A 12,732-nucleotide genomic window follows, 5' to 3' on the forward strand; every position below is an offset into this window, starting at 1 on the left:
ACGGCTCGAGTGGGTAGGGATAATCAGGGGCGGCGGAGCCTGCGCCTCGACCCGCGCACCAAGCTGATCGTTCTCGTGCTCATCAATCTCGCGCTGACGATCGCCGTCCACCCGGGCTACGCCCATATCCTTGTCGCCGCCGCCGTCATCTTCGCGGCAGTCTCCGGAAGGCTGAGAATGGCGCTGATCGCCGCGGTCGCCTATATTCTTGTCGCGGGTGCGCAGATTCTCGGGGAGAGATATCTTCCGGCCGCAGCGCAGCTGTTCGTGGTCACGTTCTTCCAGATCATCGGCAAGGTGTTCCCCGCCGGTATCATCGGGGCGGTCATTATCCAGACCACCCGTGTCAACGAGTTCGTCGCGGCTCTGACGCGGTGGCGCATGCCGCGCGTCCTGATCACGCCGTTCGCCGTCGTCTTCCGCTACTTCCCGGCGATGCGGGAGCAGGGGAGGAACCTGCGGGACGCCATGGCGATCCGCGGCCTGAGCCCGACGCCGCTCTCCCTCCTCCTCCATCCCGTCGACGTCACCACGAGGCTCTATGTCCCGATGCTGGTCGGCGCCACGGTGATCGCGGACGAGATCGCCGACGCCGCGCTGGTGCGGGGCATCGACAATCCCGCTCCCAGGACCTGCCTGGTGGACCTCGCGTTCGGCGCGGCCGACGTCGTCGTGATTCTCGCTTTTGTCGGCCTGTGCGCAGGGGGGATGGTCAGATGATCGAGTTCTCGCACGTCTCATTCCGCTACGCCGCCGCATCCGCCCGGGCGCTTAAGGACGTCTCCTTTAGGGTCGGGGCCGGGGAGCTCGTGGTCGTCACCGGCCGCAGCGGCTGCGGGAAGAGCACGCTGATCAACCTCGTCAACGGGCTCCTGCCCAGGCACGATCAGGACGAGTCCGGCGGCGGCGTCACGATCTGCGGTCGCGACGTCTCGTCCCTGGAGGGGTACGAGATCGCGCGCCTCGTGGGATCGGTCTTCCAGAACCCCAAGTCGCAGTTCTTCAACCTCGACACCGACAGCGAGATCGCGTTCGGGCTCGAGAACGCCGGGGTCCCCAACCCCGCGCTCCGGGACCGCGTGGAGAAGACCGTCGCCGAGGTGGGCATTCAGGAGCTCGCGGGCAGAAGCATCTTCGAGATGTCCGGCGGGCAGAAGCAGCAGGTGGCGATCGCCGGGGCCTACGCCCTGGGGCCGGAGATCTTCGTGCTGGACGAGCCCTCGGCGAACCTCGACCACCAGGCGACCATCCGTCTGGCGGGACTGCTCCGCAGGCTGAGGTCGCAGGGCAAGGCCCTGCTGGTCTCCGAGCACCGCCTCGGATATCTTTCCGACCTGGCGGACCGCTACATCGTGCTCGACGCCGGGGTGGTGGCCGGCAGCTACTCCGCGGACGAGCTCAGGGCGCTGTCCCCGCAGCGGCGGCACGCAATGGGGCTGAGAGCCTTCAACCTGGCAGAGGCGACCCGGCGCAGAGCGCGTCCCGCCGACCTCGACGGCAGGCCGCCCGCTATCGAGGTGACGGGCCTGACGGTGTCCTTCCGCGACCGCACCGTGCTCAATAACGTCTCCCTGCGGCTCGCCCCCGGGGAGGTCGTTGGGCTCATCGGGGACAACGGCGCGGGGAAGACCACGCTCGTGCGCACCCTGTGCGGGCTGCAGAAGGCGGGTGCCGGGGCGTTCGCCGTCCAGGGGAGACCTGTTCGGCAACGAGACCTCAGGGGCAGGGTCTTCCTCGTCATGCAGGACGTGAACTCCCAGCTCTTCGGGGAGACCCTCGCCGAGGAGTGTGCCATAGGACTGCGGCACCCCTCGGAGTCGGACATTGACAGGGTCCTGGAGCGCCTCGACCTGCTGGAGCTGCGCGACCGCCATCCGCTCTCGCTCTCCGGCGGGCAGAAGCAGCGGGCGGCACTCGCCAGCGGCCTGTGCAGCGCCCGGAGCGTCCTCATACTCGATGAGCCCACCAGCGGGCTCGACCGCGAGTCGATGGTCTCCATCAGCGACCTGGTCCTTACCGCCGCCGAGGCGGGCACGGCCGTCCTGGTCGTCAGTCACGACGCCGAGTTCCTCGCCCTTGTCTGCACGCGGGTCGAGGAGCTGCGCGGCGGAGCGCTCCAGCCGCCGCCCGAGGGGGCGGAGGACCTGCCCGCCCGGCTCAGGGAGTTCTTCGGCCGAGGAGCGGGCGAAGAGAAGAGAGGCGAACGGGGCCCGACTGAGAACGCGGAGGACATGATGACGTCGCGAGTGACAGCAGCTGATTGCTGACGGAGATGAAGGAGGTACCGTGAAGTTCTGGGATCTGATCGGCCCCGTGCGCGGGCTGGTCGTCAGTGGCGTTGCGCTGCAAGGACTGGGCGCTGTCGCCGGCCTGGTTCCGATGGTCGCGAGCGTGCAGGTCTCGACCGCCCTGGTGAACCGGGCGCCGGCGGACGAGACCTGGCGCTGGCTGTGGGTGACGCTGGTCGGGATAGCGGTCAGGATGGCGCTCATCGGCACCGGGCTGATGCTGACGCACCTCGCGGACGCCCGCCTGAACCGTGACCTTCGCGTCCGGCTGACCACCCACCTGGGGCGCATCCCGATCGGGGAGGCCTCCCAGCGCTCCTCGGGCCGGGTCAAGAAGCTCGTCACCGACGACGTGCACGAGCTGCACACCCTGGTGGCGCACGCGGGTGGCGACATGGTGGTCGGAGTCGTCACCGCGGTCGCCGCACTCGCCGCGCTCCTCCTGTACAGCTGGCCGCTCGCCCTGGTGGCTCTGCTGCCGCTGGCGGGCTTCCTCATCGTGTTCGGATCCATGATGGGCAAGGCCGCCACGCAGTTCCGCGACTGGGACGACGCCAAGGCGCGGGTCAATAACGCGACGGTGGAGTTCGCGCACGGGATCGCGGTGGTCAAGACGTTCGGGCAGGTGGGGCGCGCATCGGCGGACTACCGCCGGGCGGTGGACGACTACGCCGACTTCTTCGGCAGGCTGATGGTGCCGATGGTCGGGGCGTCCTCGCTGGGGCTGGCGATCGTGTCGGCTCCGAGCGTGCTCGCGACCATGGCGCTGCTGGGCCTGCTCCTCCTCCATCTGGGATGGGTGGACTTCACCGGGTTCGTGGCGGGCCTGGTGCTCGGGGTCGGACTGGCCGGCCCGCTCACGCAGATGGACTCCTACGACGTGCGACTGCGGGCTGCGCGTGAGGCCGCCGCGCGGATCGGGGAGTTCCTGGCCACCCCCGTGCTGCCCGTCCCGGATGCCCCGGCAGCGGCCGAGGGCGGCGAGGTCGTCCTCGACGACGTCAGCTTCGCCTACGACCCGCACGGGCCGGACACCCTGTCCCAGGTCGCCATGAGGCTTCCCGAGGGCACGGTGACGGCGCTCGTGGGCCGCTCGGGCGCGGGCAAGTCGACCCTGGCAGCCCTCGTGCCCAGGTTCTGGGACGTGCGGGACGGCGCGGTCCGGGTGGGCGGGCAGGACGTCCGCGACCTGGAGGCCGCGGCCCTGTACAGGAGCGTCGCGTTCGTCTTCCAGGGCACCCGCCTCGTGCCCATGAGCGTGCGCGACAATATCCGCCTCGCCCGGCCCGGTGCCGACGACGACGAGGTCATGGCCGCGGCCAGGGCCGCGGGCATCCATGACCGTATCGCCGCCCTGCCCCGGGGGTACGACTCCGTCGTCGGGGTCGATGCGAGGTTCTCCGGCGGGGAGGCGCAGCGCGTCACCATCGCCCGCGCCCTGCTCGAGGACGCGCCCATCCTCGTGCTCGACGAGCCCACCTCCTTCGCCGACCCCGAGAACGAGGTCCGTCTCCAGGGGGCGGTCGCGCGCGCGGCCGAGGGCAGGACCGTGCTGGTCATCGCCCACCGGCTGGCGTCGATCACCACGGCGGACCAGATCGCGGTCATCGACACGGGCAGGGTCGTCGAGGTCGGCACCCATGCGGAGCTGCTCGCACAGGCCGGGATGTACCGCAGGCTGTGGCAGGCCCGTCACGTCGAGGGGAGCGCAGCATGATCCGTACGCTCGCCAACCTTGTGCACGTCGCCCGCGGAAGCGTCCGCCTCCTCCCGTTCCTCGCACTGGTCATCGCCTTCGCCCTCGCCCAGGGGCTCGCCTTCCTGACCGTCATCCCGGTCGTCGACGCCGCCGTGCGCGGCGACATGCACGCGGCGTGGTCCGCTGCGGGAGCCCTGGCCGCGGCCGCGGCCGCGGCCGCACTGCTGTACTTCCTCCAGGCGCGCACCGGGTACGGCATCAGCCTGGGGCTCATGCACAGCCTGCAGCACCGCATCGGCGACCACGCCTCCGTCCTGCCGCTGGGCTGGTTCGACCATGCCCGCGCCGGAGAGCTGGCACAGCTCAGCAGCAAGAGCGCCGAGGACGCCGGCTCGGTGACGGCCCACCTCCTGCAGCCGATCGTCTCGGCGGTCCTCACCCCGCTGACCGTGGTCGTCGGCCTGCTCTGGTGGGACTGGCGCGTCGCCGCAGCCGGCGCCGCCTTCCTCCCGGTCGCCGCGCTCATCGGGTGGCTCGCCCCCAAGCGGACCGCGCGGCTGGACGCCGTCCTGGACCGGCGCACCGCCGAGGTCAACGAGCAGGTCGTCGACTTCGCGCTGGCGCAGCCCGTCCTGCGTGCGGCCGGGCGCACCGTCGGGAGCTACCCGCCCCTGGACGAGTCCCTCAACCGGCACCACCGGACGTCGGAGAGCATATTCTGGCGCACCATCCCCGGCGTGCTTATCAGCACGGTCGCCGTGCAGCTCTGGCTGGTGCTCCTGCTGGTCACCGCGGTCGGCCTCTCCCTGACCGGCCGCCTCCAGGTCCCGGCGACCGTCGGGCTGCTCGTCGTCTGCGTCAGGTTCGTCGGCCCGCTCGCGGAGCTCTCGGAGTACACCACCGCCATGCGCACCGTCGGGGACAGCCTTGAGCGCATCCGCGCCCTCCTCGACACGCCGACGTTGCCCGAGCCGGCCAGCCCCGTCCCCGTGGCGAGAACCGGTCTGTCGGTGGGGCTCGACGAGGTCAGCTTCAGCTACGGGGCGGGGGACGTCCTCCACCGGGTGTCGTTCCGGCTGGAGCCGGGGACGTTCACCGCCCTGGTGGGACCAAGCGGATCGGGCAAGACGACTATCCTGCGTCTGATCGCCAGGTTCTGGGACGCCACCAGCGGCAGCGTGCGCCTGGGCGGGGCGGACGTCCGCCAGCTCGGCTCCGAGCAGGTGATCGAGCGCGTGGCGGTGGTCTTCCAGGACGTCTACCTGTTCGAGGGCTCGATCCTGGACAATGTCCGCATCGGCCGCCCGGAGGCGAGTGACGAGGAGGTCGCGGAGGCGATCCGCGCCGCCCGCCTCCAGGAGGTCGTGGACCGTCTTCCGGACGGGCTGGACACGCCGGTCGGCGAGGGCGGCGCCCGGCTCTCCGGCGGCGAGAGGCAGCGGGTCTCCATCGCCCGCGCCCTGCTCAAGGACGCGCCGATCGTGCTGCTCGACGAGGCCACCGCCGCGGTGGACACCGAGACCGAGGCGGCCCTCGCGGACGCCTTCGCCGCCCTGGCCACGGGCCGCACGGTGATCGCGATCGCGCACCGGCTCGAGACCATTACGGGCGCCGACCGCATCCTCGTCCTCGACGACGGGGTCATTATCGAGGACGGCGACCACGAGTCCCTGGTGAGGGCAGGCGGACGCTACGAGGCCTTCTGGCGCGCCAAGGTGAGCTCGGCGGGCTGGCAGATCGCCGAGGGCGCCGAGAGCGCGAATGGGTAGGGCCGGGCCGTGGCGCACAGACCAACTCCGGAACGGCGTCGTCCGGGCCGTCCCAACCTGATCAACCGGGAGATCGTCGCCGATGCCGCCATCGGGCTCATCGCCGAGTCCGGTGTCGAGGCCCTCACATTTCAGAGCCTTGCGGCTCGCCTCGGAGTCAAGCATCCGGCGCTGTACCGTCACGTCGACGGTCGCTCCGGCCTTCTGCGCGCTGTCGCGGACCGCTTCATGGAGACCACCGAGTGGCCCGAGCCGCGGGGCAGCTGGCAGGACTACCTCCGTGACGTCGCGGCCGCCATCGACACCGCGTGCGGCCGGTATCCGGGGATGATGGACCTGATCTACAACCAGGTGTGGCCCATGCCCGAGCGCCTCATCCGGGCCGCGCTGGAGATGACCGAGAACCTCGTCGTCTTCGGGTTCCCCCGGCGGCTCGCGCTCGTCGCGGCCGATATGGTGGCCGACTTCGCCGCGGACAGCCGCATCCGGCGCGACCGGATCGCCCAGTACACCGAGCAGTGGGGCGGGTTCACGCAGGCCCTGGCCCCCGATGGGCCCGACGGCGCCCACGACGCCGGGCTGCGCGCAGCGTTCGACGCCCACTTCTCGGCCGGCCCCGACGCATGGGCGGACGACAAGCTCGAGATCATCCTCGCCGGCATCGAGGCGAGGCTCGCAGCGGCGGACGCGCGGAAGACACAAGTGACATGAGACAACCAGTTGTATAAGGTTTGCCTTACCTGTCGTGCCGGTTCAGTCGAGCACGAAGCACGCCCCATGAGACGAGGAATCCCTGATGACTGGTGCCAGCTCAACCGAGGCGTCTCGACGTCTCTCCCTGGAGACGATGCGGGACGACCTGGCGAGAATGCTGGGGATGCCGGCCGAGTCGATCTCTGATGACGCCGACCTGATCGGCCTCGGACTGGACTCGGTGCGCGCCATGCGGCTCGTCGCGCAGTGGCGGCGTCGAGGCGGCGGGGTGCGCTTCGCCGACCTTGCCTCCGCCACCACGCTCGCGCAGTGGTGGGAGGTGGTCTCGGCCGCTTCCGGTCCTGCGGCGGCCGGCCCTGGGCCGGGCGGACCGTCGTCGGCCCGCCCCGATCGCATTCAGCGCAGCGGCGGCTGCACGACGGCTTCTGAGGCGCCCGTTGACTTCTCCGCCCGTCTCGCAGCGCCCTTCCCGCTCACGCCCGTGCAGCACGCCTACTGGGTCGGGCGGCGCGACGATCAGGTGCTCGGAGGTGTCGGCTGCCACGCCTATCTGGAGCTCGACACCCCGGATACCATTGATCCGGCGCGGCTTGAGGCGGCGGGTCGGGCGCTGGCGGCCCGGCACGAGATGCTGCGCGCCCGCTTCCTTGACGACGGCACCCAGTCGATCAGCGATCAGGATGCCTGGCCGGGCGTCACCGTCCACAGGATCGGGCGCCCGGACGACTCGCTCCGCCTGCGGGAGCGTCTGTCGCACCGCCTCCTGGATGCCTCCCGCGGCGAGCTCTTCGACCTTCAGCTGAGCCGATTCGAGGACGGAGGCTCGCGCCTCCACGTCGAGGTCGATTTCCTGGCGGCTGACGTGGTCGGTCTGCGCATCCTGCTCGACGACCTGGCCGCCCTCTACCTGAGACCCGACCAGCCGCTCGCCCCTCTGCGGCTCACGTTCGCCGAGTACCAGCGCCGGCACCTGGAGCGCCTGCGCATCGATCGCGATCGGGATCATGAGTGGTGGCGGGAACGGACCGCGGATCTTCCCGGACCTCCGCAGCTTCCGCTGGCCGTCGACCCGGCCCGGGTGGGACGTCCCCGATTCGTTCGCCGCGAGTCGTGGCTGCCGCGCTCGGCGTGGGACGCCGTGACCGGGAAGGCGCGGGCCGCCGGAGTCACTCCGGCGATGGTGCTGGCGGCCGCGTACGGCGAGGTGCTCGGCCGGTGGAGCTCGCAGCGCCGATTTGTGCTCAATCTTCCCGTATTCGCGCGAGACGAGTCGCTGCACCCCGACGTCGCCCGCCTGGTCGCGGACTTCACCGACCTGCTGCTGCTCCCCGTGGACCTGACGGAGACCGCCGGATTCGGCGACCGGGCGCGGGGCCTGCAGCGCAGCTTCCGCGACGCCGCCGAGCACACCGCCTACTCGGGCGTGGAGGTGCTGCGGGACCTCAGCCGGTACGGCGAGGCCAGCAGCGGGGCGGCGGTCTTCGCATGCAACCTCGGCAACGAGCTGATCACCGACTCCGTTCGGCAGGCATTCGGCAAGCCGGGGTTCATGATCACCCAGACGCCCCAGGTGTGGCTCGACCATCAGATCAACGAGTACCCCGATGGCCTGCATCTCGCACTGGACGCGGTGGAGGAGCTGTTCCCGCCCGGTGTCCTGGATGGGATCTTCGACAGTTATGTGGCGCTGCTCAATCGGCTGCCGGACTCGGACTGGGGGCAGCCGGTCATTATCGAGCTCCCCGGCGGGCAGCAGCGGGTCCGTGCGGCCGCCAATGCGACCGGGGAGCCCGCCGCCGGCGGACTGCTGCATCGGGCGTTCTTCGAGCACGCTCGGACGGATCCGGACCGCACTGCGGTGATCTGCGGGGGGCGCGAGCTGAGCTACGGGGACCTCGCCGACCAGGCGCTCAGGTTCGGCGCGGCGCTGCGCCGTCGGGGAGTCCGGCCGGGCGATGCGGTCGCAATCACCATGCCGCGCGGCGCGGCGCGCATCGCCGCGGTCCTCGGAGTCCTTGCGATCGGCGGGGCGTACGTCCCGGTCGGGCTGGATCAGCCGCCGCACCGCCGCTCCCTGGTGCTGGAGCGCGCGCAGACCCTCATCACCTGCGCTGAGAGCCGGACCGGCCTGCTCGATCACGAGTCGGCGCTGACAACCGCCGAGGCGCTGACGGGGCAGCCCCTGCCCGAGCCGGTCGAGTGCGATCCGGCTGCAGTCGCCTATGTGATCTTCACCTCCGGTTCGACCGGTGAGCCGAAGGGCGTGGAGGTGTCGCACCGGGCCGCCTGGAACACTGTTGACGACGTCGTGCAGCGCTGGGGCGTGGGGTGCGCGGATCGCGTACTGGCGGTGTCCGCGCTGGAGTTCGACCTCTCGGTGTTCGACGTCTTCGGCATGCTCGGCTGCGGCGGCTCGCTGGTCGTGGTCTCCGAGGAGGACGTCAGGGACGCTCAGGCCTGGGCTCGGCTCTGCGACCGGCATCGGGTGACCGTGTGGAACTCGGTGCCGATGCTGCTGGAGATGCTGCTGGCGGCCTGCCAACAGCGGCCCCTGCCGGAGGACCTGCGACTCGCGCTGGTCTCCGGGGACTGGGCGGCCGTCGACCTGCCCGCCCGGCTCCGCGCGGCCTCGGATGATCGCTGCAGACTTCAGGTGCTCGGCGGCGCCACGGAGGCGGCGATCTGGTCGAACTTCTTCCCGGGGGACCGGGTGCAGCCGGGTTGGCCGGCGATCCCCTACGGGCGGCCGCTGCGCGGCCAGCGGTTCCGCGTGGTCAACGACACGGGCGAGGACTGTCCGGACTGGGTCGCCGGCGAGCTGTGGATCGGCGGTGCGGGAGTCGCCGTCGGCTATCGCGGCGATGAGGAGCTGACCGCGGACCGCTTCGTCCGCACCGGTGCGGACCGGTGGTACCGGACCGGCGACCGGGGCCGCTACTGGCCCGACGGCACGCTGGAGCTCCTGGGACGAGTCGACACCCAGGTCAAGATACGCGGCCATCGCATCGAGCTGGGCGAGATCGAGGCCGCGCTGGAGTCGGCGCCGCAGGTGCACCAGGCGGTCGTGGTGGCGCCTGGTACCCGCACGAATCGGCGACTGGTCGGATTCATCGCCCCCGCGTCGGCAGAGCCGGGCCGTGTGAAGGAGCACCTGAGCCGGCGGCTCGCCCCGTACGCGATACCGGCGGTGATCGTGCCGGTCGACGAGATGCCGTTGACCCGCAACGGCAAGGTCGACCGCGCCGCGCTGCGCCGGCGGGCGGAGGGCCACGCGGCGGAGCCCGCGCGCCTGCCCCCTCGGGGACCGGTCGAGGCCGAGGTCGCCGACCTGTGGGCGACGCTGCTCGACACCCCGACCGTGCTGCGCGGCGACGACTTCTTCAGCCTGGGCGGGGACTCGCTCATCGCCACCAGGCTCATTGCCGAGCTGCGTCGTCGTCACTACACCGGCGCCACCCTGAGCGGGCTGTTCGGCAGTCCGGAGCTGTCGGAGTTCGCGGCCCTGCTGACCCCGGGCGACGGCGCTGCGGAGCACGCCGGGGCAATGGCGGTGACCTCCCGCCCCGAGGAGCGCTACGAGCCCTTCCCCCCGACCGAGGTGCAGCGCGCCTACCTGGTAGGACGCTCCGACCGCTTCACCCTCGGCGGGGTCGGGTGCCACTTCTACACCGAGCTCGACGGGGACGACATCGACCTGGACCGGCTCACCACGGCTTGGAACCGGCTGATCGCCCGTCACGACACGCTGCGAACCGTCTTCACGGAGGACGGCATGCAGAGGGTGCTTCCAAAGGTGCCGCGGTTCAAGATCAGGAGGCTCGAGAGCCCCGAGCAGCTGCGGGAGCAGATGGCGGACCAGGTCCTCGACCCGACGCGGTGGCCATTGTTCGACGTCCGGGCGTGTCCGACCGACGACGGGACCCGGATCGGTCTCAGCTTCGACAATGTGCTGCTGGACGCGCTGAGCCTGATGACCCTTCGTGCGGAGCTGGACGTCCTGTACTCGGACCCGGAGGCTGCGCTTCCGCCCATCGGGATCACCTTCCGGGACTACGTCACGGCGATGCGGCCCACGCCGCCGCAGCTCGAGGGGGCCCGCCGGTACTGGAGCGCCCGACTGCCGCAGCTGCCGCCGGCCCCCCGGCTGCCGCTCGCAGCGGACCCGGCCGACATCGGCAAACCGCATTTCGTCCGCCGCGGGGCGGAGCTCGACGCCGGCACCTGGGGCGGGCTGCGGGAGGCGGCCCGACGCAGCCGGATCACCCCGTCCGTGGCGCTGGCCGCCGCGTACTGCGAGATCCTCGCGGCCTGGAGCGGCCGACCCGACCTGACGCTGACCATGACGCTGTTCGACCGGCGCGAGGTGCACCCGCATATCGATCGCGTCCTCGGCGACTTCACCTCCCTGCTCCTGGCCGCCTACCACAGCGGGCCGGACAGGCGGGCGTCCGCGACCGCCCTGCAGGAGGACGTCGCCGAGGGGCTCGACCACAGCGAGGTCCCGGCGGTGTGGGCGCTCAGGGAGCTAGCCCGCCGGAGCGCCGGGGCGGCGACCGCCATGCCGGTGGTCTTCACCAGCATGCTCGGCGTCGGCGCCTCCGGGCCGGCCGCGGCACCGTTCGCCGTCGAGACCTGGGGGATCTCCCAGACTCCGCAGGTCTGGATCGACTGCCAGGTCGGGGAGGCCGACGGCCGGCTGCTGATGCGCTGGGACGCGGTCAAGCAGCTGTTCGACCCGGCCGTGCTCGATGAGATGTTCGCCGCGTTCACCGCGCGCGTGGCGGCGATTGCCGACGACGACTGGTCGCGGCCCCTGGACATCGCCCGCCCGGTCGCCGGTGCGGGGCCGAGCGGCCGCACGACCGCGGCAGAGCCCCGGGTCGAGCCGGGTCGCCCGCGTCCCGGCGTCGAGCGCGCGGTGTCCGACCTGTGGAGCGAGCTCCTCGGTGTTGAGGTGGCTGATCGGGCCGCCAACTTCTTCGTGCTCGGTGGGGACTCGCTGGCGGCGACCAGGCTGGCCGATCTGGCTGAGCGCCGCCTGGGGGCGAGCCTGTCGCTGAGGGCGTTCTTCGCCGCCCCGACAGTGGCCGGATGCGCGCAGGCGATGACCCCTCCCCAGGAGGATGACATGGAGGAGGGTGAGCTGTGAGGTGCGGGTCAGATCGGGCTGACCGGCTGCGGCGCCGCGGAGTCGATGAGCTGAGGGGGTCCCAGCCGTGCCGTGAGGTCGGCCCAGACTCGGGACACCGCCAGGCCCCGCTGCGCCGTCGTGCGCTGGGAGGGCTCTGCGGCGATCTCCTCGCGCAGCCTCCGCAGCGCCGCGCCGACGGCGTCCGGCCACACCTGTGTGAAGACCTCCCGGTAGGTCCGGGTGCGCCAGTCGCCCAGCAGTCTCGTGCTGGCGGCGTCCAGCCGCGGGTTCGCAGGCCCGTCCAGCACCAGACGCCCCTCCTCGTCGCGGGGCGCATACATCCGGGGGTTCCACAGCACCGGACCGTGGCTGTCGGCCAGAGTCAGCACCCCGCCCTCGAAGCCGAGCGCGAGCCGGTGCAGCAGCAGCGCGTGGTTGTCGCGGTCGGCCGGGTTGATCTGGTTCTGCACCCGCAGGGCGACCGGCACGCCGGCGATCGCCGCCTGCACCGATTGGAAGGGCTGCTCGCTCCGGCAGGCGCGGGTCACCTCCGCATCAGCCGCCGTCGGTTCTGCGAAGGCCCACGGCCGTACACCGCCCAGCGCGCGACCGATCATGTCGAGCAGCGGGTACAGGACCTGACTGCTGCACGCCGCGTCGACGAACAGCACCGGCTGCTGCTCCCGCAGGCGCTGCGCCGCGGCCAGGAAGCAGCGCACGGGCTCGACGTCGGGGTAGAGCGTGCTCACATGGTGCACGGCGCCGCCCTGCCGCGCGGCTCGCAAGCACTCGACGATCTCTGCGGGATGCAGCGGATGCTCCTGCAGCACGTGGATCCCCCGTCGCAGGAAGGCCTGAGCGATCTCCGCCCCGGGGCCCCCGTTGACGGCCGAGCCGATCACGACGCACGCCATATCGACGTCGTCGCCGACATCGGCGACCGATGTCAGCATCGGGACGTCGTGCTGCTCGGCCAAGGCGCGAGTCGTGCGGCTCCCCCGGCCCAGGATGCCGGCCAGTGCCAGGTCCGGGTCGGAGCGGACCGCATCGAGATAGATCCGCCCGAATGAGGTTCCGGCGACCACGACCTTCATCACGTCATTCATCCCCAGGACCACTTCCCTCAGCGCG

General features: G+C 71.4%; 7 protein-coding genes. 6 read left to right on the plus strand and 1 reads right to left on the minus strand.

Going from position 1 to position 12,732, the window contains the following annotated elements:
• Positions 1-9: 9 nt before the first annotated feature.
• The 6 genes from O145_RS09650 to O145_RS09675 all read left to right on the plus strand — a co-directional run bounded on the left by O145_RS09650 (position 10) and on the right by O145_RS09675 (position 11,619).
• Positions 10-720, plus strand: coding sequence for an energy-coupling factor transporter transmembrane component T (locus O145_RS09650; protein WP_043562472.1), 711 nt, complete (start codon positions 10-12; stop codon positions 718-720).
• Entirely contained in the window at positions 717-2,267 is a 1,551-nt protein-coding gene (locus tag O145_RS09655) for an ABC transporter ATP-binding protein (protein ID WP_052374931.1), read from the plus strand. Before O145_RS09650 ends, O145_RS09655 begins: the two co-directional genes overlap by 4 nt.
• A 19-nt stretch (positions 2,268-2,286) precedes the next feature.
• Complete coding sequence (locus O145_RS09660; protein WP_043562473.1) at positions 2,287-4,005, plus strand: ABC transporter ATP-binding protein; 1,719 nt, start codon at positions 2,287-2,289, stop codon at positions 4,003-4,005.
• Entirely contained in the window at positions 4,002-5,756 is a 1,755-nt protein-coding gene (locus tag O145_RS09665) for an ABC transporter ATP-binding protein (RefSeq protein ID WP_043562474.1), read from the plus strand. Before O145_RS09660 ends, O145_RS09665 begins: the two co-directional genes overlap by 4 nt.
• A 9-nt stretch (positions 5,757-5,765) precedes the next feature.
• Positions 5,766-6,467 (plus strand): TetR family transcriptional regulator, encoded by a 702-nt coding sequence (locus O145_RS16535; protein WP_052374932.1) that lies wholly within the window; start codon positions 5,766-5,768, stop codon positions 6,465-6,467.
• Positions 6,468-6,552: 85 nt separating this feature from the next.
• On the plus strand, positions 6,553-11,619 hold the full coding sequence (locus tag O145_RS09675; protein WP_084682517.1) for a non-ribosomal peptide synthetase: 5,067 nt from the start codon (positions 6,553-6,555) through the stop codon (positions 11,617-11,619).
• An 8-nt stretch (positions 11,620-11,627) separates the two neighbouring features.
• On the opposite strand, the gene O145_RS09680 is transcribed toward O145_RS09675, so the two are convergent.
• Entirely contained in the window at positions 11,628-12,707 is a 1,080-nt protein-coding gene (locus O145_RS09680) for a Gfo/Idh/MocA family oxidoreductase (RefSeq protein WP_043562488.1), read from the minus strand.
• Between the last annotated feature and the right edge of the window lie 25 nt (positions 12,708-12,732).

This window comes from Actinomyces israelii DSM 43320 (assembly GCF_000711965.1).
GTDB lineage: Bacteria > Actinomycetota > Actinomycetes > Actinomycetales > Actinomycetaceae > Actinomyces > Actinomyces israelii.

Excerpts from the sequence above, each read along its gene's own strand:
- O145_RS09655 (WP_052374931.1), top strand. The coding sequence starts at position 717 with ATGATCGAGTTCTCGCACGTCTCATTCCGCTACGCCGCCGCATCCGCC.
- O145_RS09665 (WP_043562474.1), top strand. The coding sequence starts at position 4,002 with ATGATCCGTACGCTCGCCAACCTTGTGCACGTCGCCCGCGGAAGCGTC.
- O145_RS09675 (WP_084682517.1), top strand. The coding sequence starts at position 6,553 with ATGACTGGTGCCAGCTCAACCGAGGCGTCTCGACGTCTCTCCCTGGAG.
- O145_RS09680 (WP_043562488.1), bottom strand. The coding sequence starts at position 12,707 with ATGAATGACGTGATGAAGGTCGTGGTCGCCGGAACCTCATTCGGGCGG.